This is a genomic window from Streptomyces sp. NPDC002386, from assembly GCF_053593175.1.
Window position 1 is genome coordinate 41,630 of sequence record NZ_JBSFBX010000022.1, and the last position, 22,027, is coordinate 63,656.

The window sequence follows — 22,027 nt, forward strand, 5'->3', positions numbered from 1 at the left end:
GTACGGGTGCATTACCGCCGCCGCAACGGTGTCGTTGTGGTGCGCCGGAGGGGTGCCGGGCGACTGATGAGTCATGCAGAAGGATCAGTTGTTCACACGGCGCCGCATGCTGCTCGCCGGGACCGCCGCGCTGGGCGCCGCGGGCACCGCGGGAATCGTCCTGGCCGGCGGCGGGGAGCCGGCCCGCACCGCCGCCCCCGTCGCCGGACCGCAGGCCCGCCAGCAGCTCAAGTCCTCGGCCTTCCGGCTCCAGCCGCTCACCGGGTACGGCCCGCCGCGCGCCGCGCCCCGCAAGCCCAAGGTCCGGCACGAGCCCATTCTGCGCATCTCCGGACGCGGCCGGCAGATGATGCTGACGTTCGACGACGGCCCCAACCCGGCCTACACGCCGCACATCCTGGACACCCTCGCCAAGTACGACGTACGGGCGATGTTCTTCGTCTGCGGAGAGTGCGTCGTGGACAACCGGGAACTGCTGGCCCGGATGGCCGACGAGGGGCATGTCGTCGGCAACCACACCTGGACGCATCCCCTGCTGACCAGCCTCAACCGCAAGGAGATCCGCTCCGAGATGGAGCGGACCAGCGACGTCATCGAGGACAGCTACGGCGAGCGTCCCCAGTGGTTCCGCGCGCCCTACGGCGCCTGGAACCGCGCCGCCTTCCAGATCGGCTCCGACCTGGGCATGGAGCCGATGGCCTGGACGGTCGACACGACCGACTGGATGACCCCCGGCACCGGAACCATCATCGACCGGGTGGAGGACGGCGCCGCCCCCGGCGTCGTGGTGCTCTCCCACGACGCCGGGGGCGACCGTTCGCAGAGCGTCAAGGCGATCCGGGAGTACCTGCCGCATCTGCTCGACTCCGGTTACCACCTCACCGTGCCGCCCCGGCGCCTCACCTGAGGCGGCGTCCGCCCGCCCGGCCGCGGCTCACCGCACCGCGACCAGGCGGGCGAAGACGACGACGTTGCCGTCGTAGCCGTGCTGCTTGGTGAAACCGCCGCCACAGGTGATCACCCGCAGCTCCGGGGTGCCCTTCGAGCCGTACACCCGGTTGCCGGGGAAGCTGCTCTTCGCGAAGACCTCCACGCCGTAGATCTCGAACACGGGGGTCTTGCCGTCCTGGCGCCGGACCTCGATCCGGTTGCCCTTCTTCAGGGCCCCGAGCCCGTAGAACACGGCGGGGCCCCGCTGGTTGTCGACGTGCCCGACGATCACCGCGGTGCCCTTCTCCCCGGGGGACACGGCACCGGTGAACCAGCCCGCCAGGTTGGGGTCCTCGGGCGGCGGAGCACCGACCCAGCCCTGGGTGTCCAGGCCCACGGGCTGGACGGGCGCGTCGACGTGGATCGCCGGGATCCGGACCTGCTCGACCGGCGAGAACGCCAGCGGGGTGACGGGGGCGGCCACCGCGGCCGGGTCCTGCTCCGGCGTGGCACGGCTGTCCGCGGCCGCCGCCGACGCGGGCTGCGGCGGTCCGACGTCGAACTCACCCGAGCCATTGCGGATGAGCGCCAGACCGGTCAGCAGAACAAGCGCTATCACGCCCCAGGGGGCACGCTTGCGCCGCCGCTCCTCCTCTTCGGCCAGTTCGGCCAGCTCGGACGCAGACATTCGCCATCCCCTCTCGACGCGGCGGTCACCACGCCTTCGCGCATGGGAAAACGCTAAGTCCCGTGCGAGGGGCGGGCGACGGGGCGACGGGCGAACGGGTGGCCCGTCACCTCGTCGGTGCGCCATCCGAGTTGCAGCGGAAAGGATTTTTCTGATGGGCCGTGACCTGCAAGAATATCTGATTGTGTGGTTTTCCGTCGGCGTGTCCGCTCACCAGAACGGACCATTCTCGATGTGCGGGCGTGTTCCGGGCGCCTGAGGGTCTGATCGGGAGGTGCTTTCTCGCCGATCGCCCGGGAACCGGACCCGGGGTGCCTCCCGCGGAGGATCACATGCGAAACCAACGTGCCCTGGGGGCCGCGTGCGCTGCGGTCGCCGTACTGGGGCTTGCCACCGCCCCCGTGGCCGTCGCTGACGGCATGGGCAACGGGGGCGGCCCGTCGGACACCACCGGGACCGGGAACACCGGGGCGGTGGTGATCCCCGGAACCGGCAACGGAAACTTCAACGGAATTCTCCCCGGGAACGGACTCCTTCCCGGGAACGGGAACTTCCCCGGCAACTTCCCCGGGAACGGCAACTTCCCCGGCAACTTCCCCGGGAACGGGAACGCCAATTTCAACGGCAACATCAACGGCAACTTCAACGGCCACATCAACGGCAACATCGGCGGCGGCCGGGGCAACGACAACGGCCGGGGCAACGACAACAACGGCCGGGGCAACGGCAACTTCGACAACGGGCGCGGGAACGAGAACTTCGGCAACGGCCGGGGCGACGACTTCGGCAACGGCCGCGGCGACAACTTCGGGAACGACAACTTCGGGGGCGACGGGAACTTCGGCGACGACTTCGGCCAGGGCGGCGACTTCGGCGGCCAGGGAGACGGCAACCACCGCAACATCATCGTCTCGCCCGACGTCCTCCCGGCCGGCGGCCGGCTCACCGTCACGGTGAACGGCTGCCGCGGTGGCATCGCGTCCTCGCGCGCCTTCCGCCCCGTCCGACTCACCCGGGTCCGCGACAGCATCTCGCGCGGCGTCGCCCACGTCGACCGCGACGCCCGGCCCGGACGGTACGAGGTCAGGGTCGACTGCAACGGCCGCACCGTGAGCCGCCAGGCGGCCTTCACCGTGCTCGGCGGCGTCAAGGGCGGCCTCGGCGGCAGCCGGTCCGCCGGCGCCACGCCGACCGACGTGGCCATCGGCGGCGGACTGGTGGCCGCCGCCACCGTGTTCGGGGGCGGTACGTTCTGGCTGCGCCGCCGGCCCGGCAAGCGCGTCTGACCGGCCCCGGCTCCCGTTCCACCGGAGCCCGGCCCCCGGACCGTCCCCGCCTCGCCCCGGTCCCGTGACGGGACCGGGGCGAAGTCCGTCGCACGCCCGGCCCGGACGCGGGGCCCTCGGGGGCGTCTCCCCGGGCGTCGCGGACCCGCGAAGACCGGGGAGAAGCCCCCTAGTTCCCGGCGCCCGGGATCAGGGTGAGGAACGGCTCGGCGGTGGCCGCGATGCCCCGGCTGTAGGGGGCGTCGAAGTCCCAGATGAGGAAGAGCATGAAGGCGATGGTCGCGGAGAACAGCCCGGCCAGCACCAGTTCCCGCGTGGTGCGCCGGATCTGCAGGGCGAAGACCATCCCGATGGTGATCACCGCCCCGCTCAGCAGCCCCCACCACACCACGGGCGGCATGGTCGGGCCGGTCGAGTCGGCGCGCGCGTTGCGCGCCTGGTCGGCGGTGGCCATCTGGTCCAGCACCGGCTGGTACGCCTGCGCCTCGAAGTCGTTCCCGGGCCTGTAGTCGGTCACGTCGTGGCGGACCCGCGCCAGCAGTGCGCCGCCGCGTCCGGTGACCTGGCCGTGCTCCGTCATCGACCTCCACTCGGTGGTCACCACGTACCGGGCGTACGCGTCGACGTCGCTCCGGATGCGGTCACGGACGTCCGGCGGGTAGACCCGGACCCGTTCGGAGATCTCGTGCAGCGCCTGGGCCTCGGCCTGCACATGGTCCTGCGCGGCGCTGCGCGCCTCCCACACGCCCGCGATGGCCAGACCCAGGACGATGGCGTACACCACCCCGATCCACATCGTCATGTACTCGATGACGTCCGGGGTCTCACTGGGGTCCTCGTCCTCGGGAGCCCTCTTGTGCCGTACGAGGGTGATGACCACCACGACCGCACAGGCCCCCAGCATGGCGAGGACGAGAACAAGCCAATCCGACAACGGTGCCTCCAGAGGTGGGCGGCCGGCGCTTCAGCGCGGGCGCAGCGCCGCGACGGCGACGATCGCGGGCACGGTGATGAGCAGGACGTAGGTGACCGGTGAGGTGGGGGAAGGGGCGGTGTGGTGGGCCGGCCGCGGGCGGTACGCCGGGTAGCTCACCGGGGTCGCGGAGGGCCGTGGGGCGGGCTCGGGCGGCGGGGCGGGCTTCGATGCAGGTGGCGGGGCGGGCGGGGGCGCGGGCCTGGCCCTGGGCGGGGGAGCGGGCGCCGCCGGGGCGGGCCGGACGGGCGGCCGCGGCTTCGGCGGGGGATCGGGCACCGGTGTCGGCCTCGGTTCGGGCGTGGGCTTCGGCGGCGGGGTCGGCGTGGGGGTGGGCGTGGGCGTCGGGGTGGGGGTCGGCGTCGGGGTGGGGGTCGGCGGGCACGGGGGCGTCGGTTCCGGGCACGGCGGTACGGGGGGCCAGTGGTGCCCGCCCGCCACGGCCACCGCCACCGTGCCGTCCGGGCCCGTCGAGGCGTACGCACAGGCGTCGGCCGACGCGGCCCCTGCGGGGCAGCCCACCAGGGTCCAGGTCAGTGCCACCAGGGCCAACGCCCGTGTGACGGGCGCGCATCGGGTCGCTTCGGGTCCTTGCACGACGAAGATCATGAGGCGCCGGGCGGGGCTGTGGTCCGCGCTGCCCGGGGATTGATCCGAAGGGATGACAAACCGCCATGAATGGTTTGACCGGGTGAAACGCCTCAACTGGCTTGTTCGGGCCGCTTTGTGACCCCGCTTCCCGGTGCCGCGTCACAGGAGGCGAAAAGAATTTCGGGCCCGGATTGAACGCTCCCACCCCCGCGCCGCGTACCCATGGCCGTGCGGCGGCGCAGCAGAGCGCTGCAATATCCAGGCGAATTATGGGAGTTGACGATGAGGACCTCCTGGCGGACCGCCTCGCTGGTGGCTACGGCCGCTTCGGTGCTGGCACTGACGACGGCGTGCGGTCAGGACAACACCACGACCCCCGCGTCGGCGGCCCAGAACGTGGGTGCCACAGCGGCGGCGGGCGACTACGGCAGCCCGGCCGGTACGGGAACGGGCGCCGGCAACGGCTACGGCGCCGACGGCAACCAGAGCTCCAGCTCCCCGAGTCCGGCGGCCCCCGCGGGCAAGCTGACCGTGGCCGCCAACCCCGACCTGGGCAACGTGCTGACGGACGGCTCCGGCCTCACCCTCTACCGCTTCGACAAGGACACCGCCAACCCGCCCAAGTCGAACTGCTCCGGCGACTGCGCCACCACGTGGCCGCCGGTGCCCGCGGACGACGCCACCGCCGGAGCCGGGATCGACAAGGCGCTGCTGGGCGAGGTCACCCGGGCCGACGGCAGCAAGCAGCTCACGGTGGGCGGCTGGCCCGCCTACCGCTACGCCAAGGACGTCAACTCCGGCGACGTCAACGGCCAGGGTGTGGGCGGCAAGTGGTTCGCGCTGGCCCCCGACGGCAAGAAGGCCAAGGTGTCCGACCTGCCGGGTCTGTCCGTGCACAAGGACCCCAAACTGGGCGACATCGTCGTGGACAAGAACGGCATGACGGTCTACCGCTTCCTGAAGGACCAGGCCTGGCCGAAGTCCGTCTCGAACTGCACCGGCGCCTGCCTGGAGAAGTGGCCGGCCGTCGGCCCCGTGAAGGCGGACGACACCGAGGGCGTGAAGAAGAAGGGGCTCATGCCCTTCACCCGGCCCGACGGCGTCAAGCAGATGTCGGTCAACTGCTGGCCGATCTACACCTTCTCCGGTGACAAGGCCCCCGGAGACACCAACGGTCAGGGCGTGGGCGGCACGTGGTACGCCGTCTCGCCCGACGGCAAGCCGGTCGGCGCGCCCGGCAAGTAAGGATCACCTCCCCAGGGTCGATCGCCCCGCCCGCCGGCGCCTGACCGAAGGTCCGCCCCCTCCGCACCGCACGGAGGGGGCGGACCGTTCGCATGCCGTACGAATCGCCGGCGCCGGCCAGGGCGCGGTGACACAGCGGGGTCGCACGGGTACTTGCCGCAGGCAGTGACCGGGAACGGATGGTCAATTTCCGGTTCTGGTCGCTCCGTTGGCGGGCGATCAGTAGCCTCTGCTCGAACACCGGATCGCCTTCCCCGTAAGCCACCCCTGGGAGAGATACATGGAGCGTCCCGCCTGGGCCCCCCGGAGCATCGACATCTCGGTGCCGAGCGTTTCGCGTATCTACGACTTCTACCTGGGCGGATCGCACAACTTCGAGGTCGACCGGGAAGCGGCCCGCAGGGCGATGGAGTTCATGCCGGGGCTGCCGAAGATCATGCAGGCCAACCGGGCGTTCATGCGCCGCGCGGTGCGCTTCGCGGCGGGCGAGGGCATCACCCAGTTCCTCGACATCGGCTCCGGCATCCCGACCCACGGCAACGTCCACGAGGTGGCCCGGTCCGCGGCCCCGGACGCCCGGGTGGTGTACGTCGACCACGACCCCGTCGCCGTGGCGCACAGCCAGGCCGTGCTCCAGGGTGACGACGGCACCGACGTGATCGCCGCCGACCTGCGAAAGCCCCGGGAAATACTCGCGAGCCCCCAACTGGGCCGTCTCATCGACCTGAATCGGCCAGTGGCGCTGCTTCTCGTTGCGATACTTCACTTCGTGGAAGACGTGGACGACCCCTACGGTGCGGTGGCCGAGCTGCGCGACGCACTCGCGCCGGGCAGCCTGCTGATCCTCACCCATGCCTCGTACGAGGGGATACCGCTGACGGCGGAGCGGGCCGAGGGCACGGTGGACGTGTACAGGGACATTCGCAACCCGCTGATCATGCGCTCGCACGACGACATCGCGCGGTTCTTCGAGGGGTACGACATGGTGGAACCCGGAGTGGTGCCGATGCCGCACTGGCGGCCGGAGTCGGCGCCGGAGGACGAGGATCCCTACGCCTTCTCCGGGTTCGCCGGCGTGGGACGCAAGGCGTGAGCGCGGAGCCGGACGGGCCGGAGGACAGACTGCGCCGGTTCGCGACGATCTGGAGCCGGGCGGTCTTCCCCGTCACCTCCACCTCGCTGACCCGCGCGGAGTTCGAACAGCTGCTCCTGCCCCTCGCGGGCCGGCTGCGCGACCTGCTGCACACCCGGGGCTTCGCCGCCGAGGAGGCGAAGTCCATCGGCTCCGCGCTGGTCGGGGCGCACTGCACCGACCCCGAGACACTCGCCCGCACCCTGGACTGCGTCGACGCCTACCTGGTGCTCTACTGCGGCGACGACAGCCCGCAGGACGAACTGCGCGCGCGCTCCTCGCGGTTGCAGCACGCGATGGCCGCCGGATACGCGCAGGCGCTGCGGGAGCGCACCCTCGCCGAACAGGAGGCCATCGCCCAGGCCGCGCTGCGGGCCCAGGGCGTGGTCGCCCAGGCGCTGCACGCGAGCGAGGCCCGGTTCCGCGCCGTGTTCGAGGGCGCGGCCATAGGTATCGGGATCGCCGACCTGGACGGCAACGTCCTGCAGGTCAACAAGGCGCTGCTGCGCATGTTCGGCCTCCCCGAAGCGGGCCTGCGCGGCCGCCGGGTGCTGGAGTGGACCCACCCGGAGGACGCGCCGCAGACCTGGAAGCTGTACGAGGAACTGGTCCGCGGCGAGCGCGAGCACTACCACGTCGAGAAGGCCTTCAACCGGCCGGACGGAACGGCTCTGTGGACCAACCTGACGGTCTCCCTGCTCCGCGACGCCGACGGCAACCCGCAGTACCAGCTCGCCCTCATGGAGGACACCACCGAGCGCCGCCTGCTCAACCTCCGGCTGCGCTACGAGGCCACGCACGACGCCCTCACCGGCCTGCCCAACCGCACGCTGTTCTTCGAGCGCCTGGAGAAGGCCCTCGGTGCGGGCGAGGGCCAGCGCTTCGGCCTGTGCTACCTCGACCTGGACGGCTTCAAGACCATCAACGACAGCCTCGGCCACGCGGCCGGCGACCGGCTGCTGGTGGAGGTCGCCGACCGGCTCCAGTCCTGCGCCACGGCGCCCGGCGAGATGGTCGCCCGGCTCGGCGGCGACGAGTTCGTGGCGCTGACCACCGGCATGGACACCGAGCGCGAGGTCGACGAGCTCGCCGAGCGCATCATGAGCGCCCTGGTCACGCCCGTCAGCATCGACGGCCGGGACCTGCTGGTGCGCGGCAGCCTCGGCATCGTGGAGGGTCCGGCGGGCGAGCGCACCGCGGCGGAGGTGCTGCGCAGCGCGGACATCACCATGTACCGGGCCAAGTCGGCGGGCGGCAACCGCTCCGAACTGGCCGACCCGGAGGCGGACGCCCGCGCCATCACCCGGCACGGTCTCACCACCGCCCTGCCGACGGCCCTGGAGCGCGGCGAGTTCTTCATCGAGTACCAGCCGCTGGTCCACCTCGGAGACGGCAGCGTCCGCGGCGCCGAGGCGCTGGTCCGCTGGCTGCACCCGCAGCACGGCGTGCTCGGCCCCGACCGCTTCATCCCGCTCGCCGAGCACACCGGCCTGATCGTGCCGCTCGGCCGCTGGGTGCTGGAGGAGTCGATCCGGCAGGCCCGCGAATGGCGGGAACGGTACGCCGGCCAGGGCGCCGCGGGCCCGCTGCGCATCAACGTCAACCTCTCCCCGTGCCAGCTCGGCCACCCGGGCCTGGTCCAGGACACGGTCGACATCCTCGAACGCGCGGGCGTCACCCCGGACGCCCTCTGCCTGGAGGTCACCGAGTCGGCTCTGATCGGCGCCGACGACGACCTCCTCAAGCCGCTGCGCCGGCTCGCCGAGATGGGCGTCGACATCGCCCTGGACGACTTCGGCACCGGCTACTCCAACCTCGCCAACCTGCGCCGGCTGCCGGTGAGCGTCCTGAAACTGGACCGCTCCTTCACCCGGGGCATGCAGCAGTTCCCGGCCGACCCGGTCGATCTGAAGATCGTCGAGGGCATCGTCTCCCTGGCCCACAGCCTCGACCTCGCGGTCACCGTCGAGGGCGTGGAGACCGGCGCCCAGGCCGAGCAACTGCGCATCCTGGGCTGCGACACGGCCCAGGGCTGGTACTACGCCAGGCCGGGTCCGCCGGAGAGGCTGCACGAGCTGGCGCTCGTGGACGCGACCGGCTGACGGCCACCCGCCGGGTACGACGACGACCATGACGGGTGCGCCTCGACCGTGCCCGCCGTCGCGTCGTGCACTCCGACGACGGAGGACCGGACGATGGATCGCCCGGTGAACGAACGGCGCCTTCCGACGGCCGAACCGGAGGCGGGTCGGGGGGGGGCAGGGGCTGGAGACCACGGCGGCCCGGCCCGGTCCGGCGAGGGCCCGCGAGTATGCCGGCGCACAGCAAGGCGGCGAGGTCCGTGACGCGGGGCGCCTGTCCCGCGGTCCGGGGCGCGGGCAGACCGCCTCGGCCGACGCCCTGGACCGGGCCCGGCCCACCGTCCGCGCCGCCTGCCCGGCCGCCCCGGCCCGCCGCGCGGCCGTCCGCATTCCGGGGGCCCGAGCGTCCGCTCGCGCACGGCGGCCACCGGGGCGCCGGCGCCACCGGCACCCGGTCACCGGCACCCCGGCCCGCCCGCCGCGCCGCTCACCGCTCCAGCAGCATCCGCTGGAGTTCCCGGGCCGCCCGGGGCGGTGCGACGTCGCTGCGGTGGGCCAGTGCGATGGTCCGGTGCAGGCCGGGCCGGGCCAGCGGGGTGACCCGCAGCCCCCGTCCGGCCCGGGTGGCGACCATCCGCGGCACCACGGCCACCCCCAGTCCGGCCCGCACGAATCCCAGGACCGCGTCCATCTCGCCGCCCTCCACGGCGAAGTCGGGCTCGAACCCGGCGGAGCGGCACGCCGCGACGGTCAGCTCCCGCAGGTCGTACCCGTGCCGGAACATCACCAGCCGCTCGCCCTCCAGGCCGGCGATGTCGACGACCCGCCCGCCCCCGCCGGGCGCCCGCGCGTCCGGCGACGACACCACCACCAGGTCCTCCCGCAGCAGCTCCACCGTGGTCAGGGCGGGCGACGGCGTGGGCAGCGGCAGCACGACCAGGGCGAGGTCCAGGGCGCCACGGGCCAGCTGCCGCACCAGGTCGTGCGAGCCACCCTCCTCGATCAGCAGCCGAATCCCGGGATACCGGTCGTGGAAGGCGCGCAGCACGTCCGGCAGCAGTCCGGTGCACAGGCTCGGCGTCGCGCCCAGCCGTACCCGCCCCCTGCGCAGCTGCACCAGCTCCTGCACCTCGTGCCGGGCCGTGTCCGCGTCGGCGAGGATCCGCCGGGCCAGCGGCAGCAGCGCCTCGCCGGCGTCGGTCAGCGTGATGTTGCCCCGGGCGCGCAGGAACAGATCCGCGCCCAGCTCCCGCTCCAGCGCCTTGATCTGCTGGGACAGCGACGGCTGCGCGACGTGGACCAGTTCCGCGGCCCGGGTGAAGTGCCGGGTCTCGGCGACGGCCACGAAGTACTGGAGCTGCTGGAACTGCATGCAGCCAGAATAGCCGCTGCCTATGGAATCAAGCCGGACCATGTCTTGGACCGATCGGTCCCTTCGGCCCTAGCGTTTGTGAACATGGCTCTGGCAACGCGGACGGACCGACGACCGTCCATGGCGCGCACGATGTGGGACAGCACGGTCGGCAAGAAGACGGTCATGGCCGTCAGTGGTCTGATCATGCTGCTCTACCTGGTCGCGCACATGATCGGGAACCTGAAGATCTACTTCGGGGCGGGCGAGTTCAACCACTACGCCCACTGGCTGCGCACCATCGGCGAGCCCTTCATGCACTACGAGTGGACGCTCTGGCTCGTCCGCGTCGTCCTGGTAGCCGCCGTGATCGCCCATGCCACGTCCGCCTACCAGCTCAGCCGCCGCGACATCGGGGCGCGGCCCGTGAAGTACGTGCACAGCAGGCCGCGGGCCGGCTACGCCACCCGCACGATGCGGTGGGGCGGGATCATCCTCGGCCTGTTCATCGTCTGGCACCTGCTGGACCTGACCACCGGCACCGTGCACTCCGGCGGCTTCCAGCAGGGGCACCCGTACCAGAACGTGGTGGACACCTTCTCCACCTGGTACGGCAACGTCGTCTACATCGTCGCGATGCTCGCGCTCGGCCTGCACATCCGGCACGGCTTCTGGAGCGCGGCCCAGACCCTCGGCGTCGGCAGCCGCTCCCGCGACCGCGCCCTGAAGACCCTCGCGAACGTCCTCGCGCTGCTGCTCACGGCCGGCTTCGTCGCCGTACCCGTGGGCGTGATGACCGGAGTGGTGAGCTGATCATGACCTCGTACACCGACTACACGACCGGTGAACCGGCCGTCGACACCAAGGCGCCCGCCGGCCCCATCCACGAACGGTGGGACAAGCGCCGCTTCGAGGCCAAGCTGGTCAACCCCGCCAACCGGCGCAAGCACACGGTCATCGTCGTGGGCACCGGTCTGGCCGGCGGCTCCGCGGGCGCCACCCTCGCCGAACAGGGCTACCACGTGGTCCAGTTCTGCTACCAGGACTCTCCGCGCCGCGCCCACTCCATCGCCGCGCAGGGCGGCATCAACGCGGCGAAGAACTACCGCAACGACGGCGACTCGGTCCACCGCCTGTTCTACGACACGGTCAAGGGCGGCGACTTCCGGGCCCGCGAGTCCAACGTGCACCGCCTCGCCCAGGTCTCCGTCGAGATCATCGACCAGTGCGTGGCCCAGGGCGTGCCGTTCGCCCGCGAGTACGGCGGCCTGCTGGACACCCGTTCGTTCGGCGGCGTGCAGGTGTCCCGGACCTTCTACGCCCGCGGTCAGACGGGCCAGCAACTGCTGCTGGGCGCCTACCAGGCGCTGTCCCGGCAGATCGCGGCCGGGAACGTGGAGATGCACCCGCGCACCGAGATGCTCGACCTGATCGTCGTCGACGGTCGGGCCCGGGGCATCGTCGCCCGGGACCTGATCACCGGAAGGATCTCCACCTACTTCGCGGACGCCGTCGTCCTGGCGAGCGGCGGCTACGGCAACGTCTTCTACCTGTCGACGAACGCCATGAACTCCAACGCCACCGCGATCTGGCGGGCCCACCGGCGCGGCGCCCACTTCGCCAACCCCTGTTTCACCCAGATCCACCCCACCTGCATCCCGCGCACCGGCGACCACCAGTCCAAGCTGACGCTGATGAGCGAGTCGCTGCGCAACGACGGCCGCATCTGGGTGCCGAAGGCCAAGGGCGACGACCGTCCCGCGAACCGGATTCCCGAGGACGAGCGCGACTACTACCTCGAGCGCATCTACCCGTCCTTCGGCAACCTGGTCCCGCGCGACATCGCCTCCCGCGCCGCGAAGAACGTCTGCGACGAGGGCAGGGGAGTGGGCCCCGGAGGGCAGGGCGTCTACCTCGACTTCGCGGACGCGATCCGGCGGATGGGCCGCAAGGCCGTCGAGGCCAAGTACGGCAACCTCTTCGACATGTACCAGCGGATCACCGACGAGGATCCGTACGAGGTGCCCATGCGCATCTACCCGGCCGTGCACTACACGATGGGCGGTCTCTGGGTCGACTACGACCTGCAGACCACCGTCTCCGGCCTGTTCGCCGTCGGCGAGGCCAACTTCTCCGACCACGGTGCCAACCGGCTCGGCGCCTCCGCGCTGATGCAGGGCCTGGCCGACGGCTACTTCGTGCTCCCGGCCACCATCAACGACTACCTGGCGCGCAACCCGCACCAGGAGCCGGTGACCGGAGAACACCCGGTGGTCCAGGAGGTGCTGGCCGAGACCGAGGACCGGCTCAACCTGCTCCTCGCCGTCGGCGGCGACCGCACCCCCGACTCCTTCCACCGCGAACTCGGCGAACTGATGTGGGAGTTCTGCGGCATGGCCCGCACCGACTCCGGGCTGCGCAAGGCCCTGGAACGCATTCCGCAGATCCGCGACGAGTTCTGGCGGCGCATCAAGGTGCCCGGCACCGGGGAGGAGTTCAACCAGTCGCTGGAGAAGGCCAACCGGATCGTCGACTACCTGGAGCTGGCCGAGCTGATGTGCCTCGACGCGCTGCACCGCGCCGAGTCCTGCGGCGGCCACTTCCGCGAGGAGTCGCAGACCCCCGAAGGCGAAGCGGCACGCAGGGACGACGAGTTCGGCTACGCGGCCGCCTGGGAGTTCACGGGCACCGGCTCGGCTCCCGTCCTGCACAAGGAAGACCTGGTCTTCGAGTACGTCCACCCCACCCAGCGGAGCTACGCATGAAGCTCACCCTGCGCGTCTGGCGGCAGAAGAACGCCGACGCCGACGGCGCGATGTCCACGTACGAGGTGGACGGCATCTCCCCGGACATGTCCTTCCTGGAGATGCTCGACACCCTCAACGAGGAGCTCATCCTCAAGGGCGAGGACCCGGTCGCCTTCGACCACGACTGCCGCGAGGGCATCTGCGGCGCCTGCTCGCTCGTCATCAACGGCGACGCGCACGGCCCGGAGCGCACCACCACCTGCCAGCTCCACATGCGCTCCTTCGCGGACGGCGACGTGATCGACGTGGAACCCTGGCGCGCCTCGGCCTTCCCGGTGGTCAAGGACCTGGTCGTCGACCGGTCCGCGTTCGACCGGATCATCCAGGCCGGCGGCTACGTCACGGTACCGACGGGCTCGGCGCCGGAGGCCCACGCCACCCCGGTGCCCAAGCCGGACGCCGACCTCGCCTTCGAGCACGCGGAGTGCATCGGCTGCGGGGCCTGCGTGGCCGCGTGCCCCAACGGCGCGGCGATGCTGTTCACCTCCGCCAAGGTCAACCACCTGGGCGTCCTGCCGCAGGGCGCGCCCGAGCGGGAGACCCGGGTGCTGGACATGGTGGCGCAGATGGACGCGGAGGGCTTCGGCGGCTGCACGCTCACCGGGGAGTGCGCGACGGCCTGCCCGAAGGGCATTCCGCTGATGTCCATCACCGGCATGAACAAGGAGTGGCTGCGCGCCACGCGCAAGGCGGCCAAGCGGTAGCGCGGACCACGGGACGTTCGCCGTACAGGGGCGGACGGGCGGGGCCGGGGACGGTGCTCATCCCGGCCCCGTCTGGCTTTCCCGGCCCGACGCGCGCCCATGCCGTTCAACAACCCCACACCCGCGCTCCCGCCACCGGTCACACACACGCCAACCGGCATCGGAAGAACAGGAGCGGCGGCCCGGAACGCCGGGCCGCCCCGCTGCCGACCCGGCCCGTGACCAGGGAGTGAGCCATGACCGGCGTCACCACGCTCGACCGTCCTTCGCAGCCCGCGGCCCCCACCCGCTACACCGTCACCCTCGCCCGCGACGAGGACGACGTCCGCGCCGCCCAGCGGCTGCGGCACGACGTGTTCGCCGGGGAGCTCGGCGCCCTGCTGAGCACCCCGCAACCGGGCCTCGACGTCGACCCGTTCGACGCGTACTGCGACCACCTCCTCGTCAACGACACGGTCACCGGCCAGGTCGTCGGGACCTACCGTCTGCTGCCGCCGCAACGGGCCGCGGTCGCCGGACGGCTCTACTCGGAGAGCGAGTTCGACCTGACCGCGCTCGACGGACTGCGGCCCGGGCTGGTGGAGGTCGGCCGCTCCTGTGTGCACCCCGACCACCGCGACGGAACGGTCATCGGACTGATCTGGGCCGGGATAGCCCGCTACATGGTCGACCGGGGCCACGAGTGGCTGGCGGGCTGCTGCTCGGTACCGCTTACCGACGGTGGCACGCGGGCCGCCGCCACCTGGGAGCGGGTGCGCGCCAAGCACCTGGCTCCCGAGGAGTACCGGGTGCGCCCGCTGCTGCCGTGGGTGCCCTCCGCCGCGGTGCCGGCCGGCCGCGGTGAACTGCCCGCCCTGCTGCGCGGCTACCTGCGGCTCGGCGCCTGGGTGTGCGGGGAACCCGCGCACGACCCCGACTTCGGGGTCGCCGATCTGTACGTCCTGCTGCCGATGCGCCGGGTCAACCCGCGCTATCTGCGGCACTTCCTCTCGCTCGTGCCGGCCTGATGAGCGTCTGGCTGCCCACGGCGCCCTGCAACCCGGCCGCCTGCCTGGAACCGGCCGGGCCCACCGTGGCCGCGCCCCGGGCCGTGCTGCGGCTCGCCGCGCTCGCCGCCCTGGTGTTCACGGGGACCGCGCTGTCCCCGCTCGGCGGCCGGCTCCCGGCCGGCTGGGTCCGGTGCTGGTGCCGGGCTGTCGTGAGGGCCGCGGGCGTCCGGGTCCGGCTCACCGGCTCCGCGCCCGCCGAGGGCGGCCTCCTGCTGGTCGCCAACCACATCTCCTGGCTGGACATCCCACTGCTCGCGGCGGTCCGGCCGGCGCGGATGCTCGCCAAGTCCGAGATACGGCGGTGGCCCGTGGCGGGCCGGCTGGCCGCGGGGGCCGGAGTGCTGTTCATCGAACGGGACCGGCTGCGCGCCCTGCCGGAGACCGTCGCCCGGATCGGCGCGGCGCTGCGGGCCGGTGGGGCCGTCGCGGTGTTCCCGGAGGGCAGCACCTGGTGCGGCCGCGGCCGGGGGCACTTCCGCCGGGCCGTCTTCCAGGCCGCGCTCGACGCTCGGGTACCCGTGCAGCCGGTGCGTCTGAGCTATCGCGGCGCCGGGGGAGAAGTGGCCGCGGCGGCCGCGTTCGTCGGGGAGGACACCCTGTTCGCCTCGCTGTGGCGGGTGGCCTCCGCGCGCGGCCTGGTGGCCGAGGTGGAGGTGCGCCCGCTCATCCCGGACGGCCGCCACCAGGACCGGCGGACGCTCGCCCGGGCCGCCATGTATCGGACGGGATGGGTATATACGTCCCGAATGGGAACCCGGGACACGCACATCACTACTCTCCGAGGAGCGTGTGCCCATGTACACGGGAACGCTTCTGGCCATGTCCACCGGAACCCTGCTGGCGATCATCATCCCGATCGTCGTGGTGATCGCGCTGGTCGCGCTGATGGCCATGGCGGTCTCCCGGATGCGGAGCAAGCGCCTCCGTGAGCGCTTCGGCCCGGAATACGAGCGCACCGTCGAGGGGTCCGGCGACCGGCGCACCGCCGAACGGGAGCTCAGGGACCGTGAGCGGCGCCACGACTCCCTGGAGATCAGGCCGCTGCCCCCCGTCTCCCGCGAGCGCTACTCACGCGAGTGGAACGACGTCCAGCAGGAGTTCGTGGACCGGCCGCAGGACGCGGTGCACGACGCCGACCGCCTGGTGACCTCGCTGATGCGTGAGCGGGGCTATCCGACCGAGGACTTCGAGCAGCAGACCAGGGACCTCTCGGTGGAGCACGGCCGCACGCTGGAGCACTACCGCGCCGCGCACGAGGTGGAGTCCCTCAGCACACAACGCCAGGCGACGACCGAGCAGCTGCGGGGTGCCATGGTGCACTACCGCGCCCTGTTCGACGAGCTGCTCTCCGACGGCGGCGGCCGGGCCCACGCCCGGACCTGACGCCCCGCACGACCCGCATGGAGGAACACCGTGCACAGCAACGAGGAAACACGCCGCACCACGGGCGGCTTGTCCACCAGTGACCTTGCCCGGCCCACCGGACCCGGCCCCGGGGACGAGGCGGATGCGACCGCGACGCGTGCTCCCGTCTACCCCGGCGAGAGCACCGGGCAGACCGGGAACCGGCCACCGGGCGGCGAGAGCGAAGCGCCGGGCGGCGAGTCCGAAGCCCAGGGCCCCGAGGCCGGCGCCCCGGCTCCGGACCGGTCCGACCGCGGTCCCGGTACGTCCGAAGACGAGACGCCTCAACTGCTGACCGACGGGGAGGAACAGGGCTTCCGCGACCGCTGGCAGCAGATCCAGGGCAGGTTCGTGGACGACCCCAGGGAGGCCGTGCACGACGCCGACGCCCTGGTGGCGGACGTCATGCGGACCCTGGCCACCACCTTCGACCAGCACAAGAAGGACCTGGAAGGCCAGTGGGGCCAGGGTGAACGGGTGGACACCGAGGAACTGCGCGGAGCGCTGCGCCGCTACCGCTCCTTCTTCAACCGGCTGCTCAGCACCTGACGTCCCGCCCTCGGCCGCCCGGCCCCGACGTCCGGCGACCGGCCGCTCAGGGCCCGGCGGCCCCGCTCAGCGCCCGGGCCAGATGGGCGGCCGTCGCGCTGCCCTCGGTCCGCGCCACCTCGGCCGGCGTCCCGGCCGCCACGACGCGCCCGCCCCGGTCGCCGCCGCCCGGTCCGAGGTCGACCACCCAGTCGGCGGCCGCGACGACCGTCATGTCGTGCTCCACCACGACCACCGTGTGACCCGCGTCGACGAGCCCCTGCAGCCGGTTCATCAGCACCTCGACGTCGGCCGGGTGCAGCCCGGTCGTCGGCTCGTCCAGGAGGTACAGGGTGTGGGCGCGGCGGCCGCGCTGCAGCTCGCTCGCCAGCTTGATCCGCTGGGCCTCCCCGCCGGACAGCTCCGTGGCCGGCTGCCCCAGTCGCACATAGCCGAGGCCCACGTCGAGCAGCGTCCCGAGACTGCGGGCGGCCGCCGGGACGTCCGCGAAGAACTCCGCCGCGCCCTCCACCGTCAGGTCCAGCACCTCGGCGATGTTCCGCCCCCGGTAGGCGACTTGCAGTGTCTCCGGGTCGTAGCGGGCGCCCCCGCAGTCCGGGCAGGGCGCGTACGTGCTCGGCAGGAACAGCAGCTCGACACTGACGAAGCCCTCGCCCTGGCAGGTCTCGCAGCGTCCCCCGGCCACGTTGAACGAGAACCGGCCCACCCCGTACCCGCGGGCCCGCGCCTCGTCCGTGGCGGCGAACACCTTGCGCACGACGTCGAACAGGCCCGTGTACGTGGCCAGGTTGGAACGCGGAGTGCGCCCGATCGGCTTCTGGTCGACCCGGACGAGCCTGCCGACCGCCTCCGGTTCCTCCGTGAACTCGCCGACGAGCGTCGACTTCCCGGAACCCGAGACCCCGGTGACGGCGGTGAACGCGCCGAGCGGGAAGTCGGCCGTCACGCCGCGCAGGTTGTGCCGGGTCACGGGGCCGAGGGTCAGCCAGCCGCGCGGCTCGCGGACCGCGCGCGCCGGACCGGGCGGCCCGGCGAACAGGTAGCGGGCCGTCGCCGAGTCGGCCACCGGGGCGAGGCCCGCCACCGGCCCGCTGTACAGCACCCGCCCGCCGTGCTCGCCCGCGCCGGGGCCCACGTCCACCAGCCAGTCGGCGCCCCGCACCACCTCCAGGTGATGCTCCACCACGAACACCGAGTTCCCGGCCGCCTTGAGCCGCTCCAGCACCGTGATCAGCGCCTCGGTGTCCGCCGGGTGCAGCCCGGCCGAGGGCTCGTCCAGTACGTACACCACGCCGAACAGCCCGGACCGGAGCTGGGTGGCCAGCCGGAGCCGCTGCAGCTCGCCCGCGGAGAGGGTGGGTGTGGCCCGGTCCAGACTGAGGTAGCCGAGGCCCAGCTCGACGACCGGCGCGATCCGCGCGTCCAGGTCCTCGGTGAGCACGCGGGCGGTCTCGGTGCCGTCGTGCGGCAGCCCGGCCAGGTCGGTCAGCGGCAGCGCCGCCAGCTCCGCGATGGTCCGGCCGGCGAAGGTCACCGCCAGCGCCTCGGGCCGCAGCCTGCTGCCTCCGCACGCCGGGCAGGGGGCGCTGGTCAGGAACCGCTCCGCCTTGGCCCGCAGGGTCGCGGACCTGGTGTCGGCGAACGTCTTCATGACGTACCGCCGCGCGCTGGTGTACGTGCCCTGGTACGGCCGCTGGATCCGGTCGGCGTCCCGCACCGGGTGGACGGTGACGACCGGCTGCTCGTCGGTGAACAGGATCCACTCGCGTTCCCCGGCGGGCAGCTCGCGCCAGGGCCGGCCGACGTCGTACCCGAGGGCGTCGAGGATGTCGCGCAGGTTCTTGCCCTGCCAGGCGCCCGGCCAGGCGGCGATCGCGCCCTCGCGGATGGACAGCGAGGGATCGGGGACCAGCAGCTCCTCGGTGGTGCGGTGCACCCGGCCGAGGCCGTGGCACTCCGGGCAGGCGCCCGCCGCCGTGTTGGGCGAGAAGGCGTCGGAGTCGAGCCGCTCGGCGCCGGGCGGGTACTCCCCGGCGCGCGAGAACAGCATGCGCAGGGAGTTGGACAGGTTGGTCACGGTGCCCACGGAGGAGCGCGAGGACGGGGCCGAGCGGCGCTGCTGGAGCGAGACCGCCGGCGGCAGCCCCGTGATCTCGGCGACCCGGGGCGCCCCGACCTGGTGGATCAGTCGCCGTGCGTAGGGCGCGACCGACTCGAAGTAGCGCCGCTGCGCCTCGGCATAGACGGTGCCGAACGCCAGGGACGACTTGCCCGAGCCGGACACGCCGGTGAACACCGCCAGCACGTCCCGCGGGATGTCCACGTCGACACCCTTGAGGTTGTGCTCGCGGGCACCGCGGACGCGGACGTGGGGATCATGAGGGCTGTGCATCGGGGCGATGGTAGTCCGCCCCGGTCGTCAGGTCTGCGGCGGCCGGTCCTGCGGCTTGCCGAACTCGTCGCGCAACTTGTCCTGGCCCGTGTCGACCTGCGACTGGTACTTGTTCCCGGTCCGCTGGTCGATGTGGTCGCCGCCCTTGTCGATGCCCTTGTCGGCCATGTCCTCGTGGCCCTTGAGCATCCCCTTGATCTTGTCCATGAAGGACATGTCAGCGCTCCTTGTCGTCGAGGCTTCCTCCCCAAGCCTTACCGGACCGGCCCGGTAACGCATCTCGGGGCGTCTTCGTGCCGTGCACGCTTTGAGGGTATGTGCGAGCTTGGGGGCATATGTCTGCCCGTCGTGGAAAGGGCCGCCCATGAGCACCCCCGGTTTCGGTTTCGGACGCAGTCCGTTCGAGGAGTTCGACGAGCTGATGTCCCGCTTCTTCGGCGGGGCCGGCGGGCCGGCCGCGTCCGCCCGCCGGCCCCAGCGGGTCGACATCGGCAGTCTGCTGTCCGAGCGGGCGCGGGAGCTGGTGGCGGCGGCCCGGGACATCGCCGCCGCCGAGGGCGCCGAGGAACTCGACGCCCGCCATCTGCTGGCCGCGGCCACCGAGAACGACTCCACCCGCCGGCTGCTGACCGCCGCCGGCGCCGACCCCGACCGCATCCGTGAACGGCTCACCGCCCCCGCCGCGGGCGCGAAGAGCGAGCCCACCGCACTCACCCCGGCCGCCAAACGCGCCCTGCTCGACGCCTACCGTGTCTCGCGGGCCGAGGGCGCCTCCTACATCGGCCCCGAGCACCTGCTGCGCGCCCTCGCCGCCAACCCGGAGTCGGCGGCCGGACAGGCCCTCGGCGAGGGCGGCTGGGAGCCGGCCCGGGTGCCCGCCGAGAACGTGGCCGAGCGCAAGGAGCCGAGCAGTACGCCCACCGTCGACGAGTACGGCCGGGACCTCACCGAGGACGCCCGCGACGGCCGCCTCGACCCGGTCATCGGACGGGACGAGGAGGTCGAGCAGACGATCGAGGTGCTCTCCCGCCGCAGCAAGAACAACCCGGTCCTGATCGGTGACCCCGGCGTCGGCAAGACCGCGGTGGTCGAGGGCATCGCGCAGCGCATCGTCGCCGGTGACGTGCCGAAGACCCTCGCGGGCAAGCGGCTGGTCTCGCTGGACCTGGCCGGCATGGTGGCCGGCACCAAGTACCGGGGCGAGTTCGAGGAACGGCTGAAGAAGCTCCTGGAGGAGGTCAGCCGGCACAGCGACGAACTGGTGCTGTTCCTGGACGAGTTGCACACCGTCGTCGGGGCGGGCGGCGGGGGCGAGGGTGCCATGGACGCCGGGAACATGCTGAAACCGGCGCTGGCACGCGGGGAGTTGCACCTGATCGGCGCGACCACCGTGGACGAGTACCGCAGGCACATCGAGAAGGACGCCGCGCTGGAGCGCCGCTTCGCCCCCATCCTGGTCGGTGAGCCCAGCGTCGACGACACCATCGAGATCCTGCGCGGACTGCGCGACCGCTACGAGGCCCACCACCAGGTGCGCATCACCGACGAGGCGGTCGTCGCGGCGGCCGAGCTGTCCGACCGCTACATCACCTCCCGCTTCCTGCCCGACAAGGCCATCGACCTGATGGACCAGGCGGCCGCGCGGGTCCGGCTGCGCGCCAGAACCCCGCTCGCGGACACCCGGGAGGCCGAGGACAGGCTCGCGGCCCTGAACCGGGAGAAGGACCAGGCGGTCGCGGACGAGGAGTACGAGCGGGCCAAGGACCTGCGCGACCGGATCAAGGAGACCGAGGCCGAGCTGGCCGAGGCGAACAAGGCGCAGGAGCAGGCCCCGAAGGTCACCGCGGAGGACATCGCCCAGGTCGTCTCGCGCTCCACCGGCATCCCGGTCGCCCAGCTCACCGAGGAGGAGCGGGAGCGGCTGATGAAGCTGGAGGAGCACCTGCACGAGCGGGTCGTCGGCCAGGACGAGGCGATAACCGCCGTCGCCCGCGCCGTCCGGCGGGCCCGGGCCGGCATGAGCGACCCGAACCGCCCCGTCGGCAGCTTCCTCTTCCTCGGCCCGACCGGCGTCGGCAAGACGGAGCTGGCCCGCGCCCTCGCCGCCGCCCTGTTCGGCGACGAGGGCCGCATGATCCGCCTCGACATGAGCGAGTTCCAGGAGCGGCACACCGTCTCCCGGCTGGTCGGCGCCCCTCCCGGATACGTCGGCCACGAGGAGGCCGGCCAGCTCACCGAGGCCGTGCGCAGGCAGCCGTACGCCGTGCTGCTGCTGGACGAGGTGGAGAAGGCGCACCCCGACGTCTTCAACACCCTGCTTCAGCTCCTGGACGACGGCCGGCTCACCGACTCCCAGGGCCGCACCGTCGACTTCAAGAACACCGTGGTCATCATGACGTCGAACATCGGCGCCGACCGCATCCTGGCCGCAGGCACCGAGGACTACACCAAGGTGCGCGAGGCGGTCATGCCGGTGCTCCAGCAGCACTTCCGGCCCGAGTTCCTCAACCGCATCGACGAGATCATCGTCTTCCGCGGCCTGGAGCGCACCGAGCTGCGCCAGGTCGTGGACCTGATGCTGGAGCACACCCGGCGCCGGCTGCGCGCCCAGGACGTCACCATGGAGGTCACCGACGCGGCCGCGGAGCTGCTGGCGAACCTCGGGTACCAGCCGGACTTCGGCGCCCGCCCGCTGCGCCGCACCATCCAGCGCCAGGTGGACGACCGGCTCGCCGACCTGCTGCTCTCCGGCGGGCTGACCGAGGGCGACCGGGCGGTGGTGGACGCGGCCGACGGCGAGGTGGTGATCCGCCCGCAGCGGGCGGCGCAAGTGGGGGAGTGAGCC

The 22,027-nt window shown here is 72.4% G+C and carries 19 protein-coding genes; 13 read left to right on the plus strand and 6 right to left on the minus strand.

Going from position 1 to position 22,027, the window contains the following annotated elements; all coding sequences use genetic code 11:
* Positions 1-73: 73 nt before the first annotated feature.
* Positions 74-907 (plus strand): polysaccharide deacetylase family protein, encoded by an 834-nt coding sequence (locus ACWCPN_RS32400; RefSeq protein ID WP_365124762.1) that lies wholly within the window; start codon positions 74-76, stop codon positions 905-907.
* 27 nt (positions 908-934) lie between these two features.
* Here the strand turns inward: ACWCPN_RS32400 and ACWCPN_RS32405 are convergent, their stop codons facing one another.
* Complete coding sequence (locus tag ACWCPN_RS32405; RefSeq protein WP_451213597.1) at positions 935-1,618, minus strand: class F sortase; 684 nt, start codon at positions 1,616-1,618, stop codon at positions 935-937.
* Between the two features lie 332 nt (positions 1,619-1,950).
* Here ACWCPN_RS32405 and ACWCPN_RS32410 point away from each other — a divergent pair, with 332 nt between their 5' ends.
* A complete protein-coding gene (locus tag ACWCPN_RS32410; protein ID WP_451213600.1) occupies positions 1,951-2,904 on the plus strand; it encodes a hypothetical protein in 954 nt (317 codons plus the stop codon).
* A 169-nt stretch (positions 2,905-3,073) separates the two neighbouring features.
* On the opposite strand, the gene ACWCPN_RS32415 is transcribed toward ACWCPN_RS32410, so the two are convergent.
* Positions 3,074-3,838: a bestrophin-like domain gene (locus tag ACWCPN_RS32415; RefSeq protein WP_451213602.1), complete on the minus strand. Its 765-nt coding sequence runs from the start codon at positions 3,836-3,838 to the stop codon at positions 3,074-3,076.
* 30 nt (positions 3,839-3,868) lie between these two features.
* Positions 3,869-3,997: a hypothetical protein gene (locus tag ACWCPN_RS32420; RefSeq protein WP_365124768.1), complete on the minus strand. Its 129-nt coding sequence runs from the start codon at positions 3,995-3,997 to the stop codon at positions 3,869-3,871.
* Positions 3,998-4,750: 753 nt separating this feature from the next.
* Between ACWCPN_RS32420 and ACWCPN_RS32425 the strand changes: the two genes are divergently transcribed.
* The 3 genes from ACWCPN_RS32425 to ACWCPN_RS32435 all read left to right on the plus strand — a co-directional run bounded on the left by ACWCPN_RS32425 (position 4,751) and on the right by ACWCPN_RS32435 (position 8,947).
* Complete coding sequence (locus ACWCPN_RS32425; protein ID WP_451213605.1) at positions 4,751-5,713, plus strand: SCO0930 family lipoprotein; 963 nt, start codon at positions 4,751-4,753, stop codon at positions 5,711-5,713.
* Positions 5,714-5,993: 280 nt separating this feature from the next.
* Positions 5,994-6,806 (plus strand): SAM-dependent methyltransferase, encoded by an 813-nt coding sequence (locus ACWCPN_RS32430; RefSeq protein ID WP_451213608.1) that lies wholly within the window; start codon positions 5,994-5,996, stop codon positions 6,804-6,806.
* Complete coding sequence (locus ACWCPN_RS32435; RefSeq protein ID WP_451213611.1) at positions 6,803-8,947, plus strand: putative bifunctional diguanylate cyclase/phosphodiesterase; 2,145 nt, start codon at positions 6,803-6,805, stop codon at positions 8,945-8,947. The genes ACWCPN_RS32430 and ACWCPN_RS32435 overlap by 4 nt, the downstream gene beginning before the upstream one ends.
* 466 nt (positions 8,948-9,413) lie before the next feature.
* Here the strand turns inward: ACWCPN_RS32435 and ACWCPN_RS32440 are convergent, their stop codons facing one another.
* Positions 9,414-10,298, minus strand: coding sequence for a LysR family transcriptional regulator (locus tag ACWCPN_RS32440; RefSeq protein WP_451213614.1), 885 nt, complete (start codon positions 10,296-10,298; stop codon positions 9,414-9,416).
* A 120-nt stretch (positions 10,299-10,418) separates the two neighbouring features.
* On the opposite strand from ACWCPN_RS32440, the gene ACWCPN_RS32445 reads away from it, so the two are divergent.
* The 7 genes from ACWCPN_RS32445 (at position 10,419) to ACWCPN_RS32475 (ending at position 16,790) form a co-directional block, all read left to right on the plus strand.
* Complete coding sequence (locus tag ACWCPN_RS32445) at positions 10,419-11,090, plus strand: succinate dehydrogenase (protein ID WP_451213718.1); 672 nt, start codon at positions 10,419-10,421, stop codon at positions 11,088-11,090.
* 2 nt (positions 11,091-11,092) lie between these two features.
* Positions 11,093-13,042 (plus strand): fumarate reductase/succinate dehydrogenase flavoprotein subunit, encoded by a 1,950-nt coding sequence (locus ACWCPN_RS32450; protein ID WP_451213617.1) that lies wholly within the window; start codon positions 11,093-11,095, stop codon positions 13,040-13,042.
* Positions 13,039-13,788: a succinate dehydrogenase/fumarate reductase iron-sulfur subunit gene (locus ACWCPN_RS32455; RefSeq protein WP_365124776.1), complete on the plus strand. Its 750-nt coding sequence runs from the start codon at positions 13,039-13,041 to the stop codon at positions 13,786-13,788. The genes ACWCPN_RS32450 and ACWCPN_RS32455 overlap by 4 nt, the downstream gene beginning before the upstream one ends.
* 236 nt (positions 13,789-14,024) lie before the next feature.
* A complete protein-coding gene (locus ACWCPN_RS32460) occupies positions 14,025-14,795 on the plus strand; it encodes a GNAT family N-acetyltransferase (RefSeq protein ID WP_451213620.1) in 771 nt (256 codons plus the stop codon).
* On the plus strand, positions 14,795-15,766 hold the full coding sequence (locus ACWCPN_RS32465; RefSeq protein WP_451213623.1) for a lysophospholipid acyltransferase family protein: 972 nt from the start codon (positions 14,795-14,797) through the stop codon (positions 15,764-15,766). Before ACWCPN_RS32460 ends, ACWCPN_RS32465 begins: the two co-directional genes overlap by 1 nt.
* Positions 15,657-16,220: a hypothetical protein gene (locus ACWCPN_RS32470; protein WP_451213626.1), complete on the plus strand. Its 564-nt coding sequence runs from the start codon at positions 15,657-15,659 to the stop codon at positions 16,218-16,220. The genes ACWCPN_RS32465 and ACWCPN_RS32470 overlap by 110 nt, the downstream gene beginning before the upstream one ends.
* A gap of 30 nt (positions 16,221-16,250) precedes the next feature.
* Positions 16,251-16,790, plus strand: coding sequence for a hypothetical protein (locus ACWCPN_RS32475; RefSeq protein ID WP_451213629.1), 540 nt, complete (start codon positions 16,251-16,253; stop codon positions 16,788-16,790).
* Between the two features lie 46 nt (positions 16,791-16,836).
* Here ACWCPN_RS32475 and ACWCPN_RS32480 read toward each other — a convergent pair whose 3' ends face one another.
* Positions 16,837-19,182, minus strand: a complete 2,346-nt coding sequence (locus ACWCPN_RS32480) for an ATP-binding cassette domain-containing protein (RefSeq protein ID WP_451213632.1) — start codon at positions 19,180-19,182, stop codon at positions 16,837-16,839.
* Between the two features lie 27 nt (positions 19,183-19,209).
* Positions 19,210-19,398, minus strand: a complete 189-nt coding sequence (locus tag ACWCPN_RS32485) for an antitoxin (protein WP_451213634.1) — start codon at positions 19,396-19,398, stop codon at positions 19,210-19,212.
* Between the two features lie 148 nt (positions 19,399-19,546).
* Between ACWCPN_RS32485 and ACWCPN_RS32490 the strand changes: the two genes are divergently transcribed.
* Entirely contained in the window at positions 19,547-22,024 is a 2,478-nt protein-coding gene (locus ACWCPN_RS32490) for an ATP-dependent Clp protease ATP-binding subunit (RefSeq protein ID WP_451213637.1), read from the plus strand.
* The last annotated feature ends 3 nt before the right edge of the window (positions 22,025-22,027 follow it).

Bases quoted from the DNA above. Each gene is read 5' to 3' on its own strand.
- ACWCPN_RS32400 (WP_365124762.1), top strand. From the start codon at position 74: ATGCAGAAGGATCAGTTGTTCACACGGCGCCGCATGCTGCTCGCCGGG.
- ACWCPN_RS32405 (WP_451213597.1), bottom strand. From the start codon at position 1,618: ATGTCTGCGTCCGAGCTGGCCGAACTGGCCGAAGAGGAGGAGCGGCGG.
- ACWCPN_RS32410 (WP_451213600.1), top strand. From the start codon at position 1,951: ATGCGAAACCAACGTGCCCTGGGGGCCGCGTGCGCTGCGGTCGCCGTA.
- ACWCPN_RS32425 (WP_451213605.1), top strand. From the start codon at position 4,751: ATGAGGACCTCCTGGCGGACCGCCTCGCTGGTGGCTACGGCCGCTTCG.
- ACWCPN_RS32430 (WP_451213608.1), top strand. From the start codon at position 5,994: ATGGAGCGTCCCGCCTGGGCCCCCCGGAGCATCGACATCTCGGTGCCG.
- ACWCPN_RS32440 (WP_451213614.1), bottom strand. From the start codon at position 10,298: ATGCAGTTCCAGCAGCTCCAGTACTTCGTGGCCGTCGCCGAGACCCGG.
- ACWCPN_RS32445 (WP_451213718.1), top strand. From the start codon at position 10,419: ATGGCGCGCACGATGTGGGACAGCACGGTCGGCAAGAAGACGGTCATG.
- ACWCPN_RS32450 (WP_451213617.1), top strand. From the start codon at position 11,093: ATGACCTCGTACACCGACTACACGACCGGTGAACCGGCCGTCGACACC.
- ACWCPN_RS32455 (WP_365124776.1), top strand. From the start codon at position 13,039: ATGAAGCTCACCCTGCGCGTCTGGCGGCAGAAGAACGCCGACGCCGAC.
- ACWCPN_RS32460 (WP_451213620.1), top strand. From the start codon at position 14,025: ATGACCGGCGTCACCACGCTCGACCGTCCTTCGCAGCCCGCGGCCCCC.
- ACWCPN_RS32465 (WP_451213623.1), top strand. From the start codon at position 14,795: ATGAGCGTCTGGCTGCCCACGGCGCCCTGCAACCCGGCCGCCTGCCTG.
- ACWCPN_RS32470 (WP_451213626.1), top strand. From the start codon at position 15,657: ATGTCCACCGGAACCCTGCTGGCGATCATCATCCCGATCGTCGTGGTG.
- ACWCPN_RS32480 (WP_451213632.1), bottom strand. From the start codon at position 19,182: ATGCACAGCCCTCATGATCCCCACGTCCGCGTCCGCGGTGCCCGCGAG.
- ACWCPN_RS32485 (WP_451213634.1), bottom strand. From the start codon at position 19,398: ATGTCCTTCATGGACAAGATCAAGGGGATGCTCAAGGGCCACGAGGAC.
- ACWCPN_RS32490 (WP_451213637.1), top strand. From the start codon at position 19,547: ATGAGCACCCCCGGTTTCGGTTTCGGACGCAGTCCGTTCGAGGAGTTC.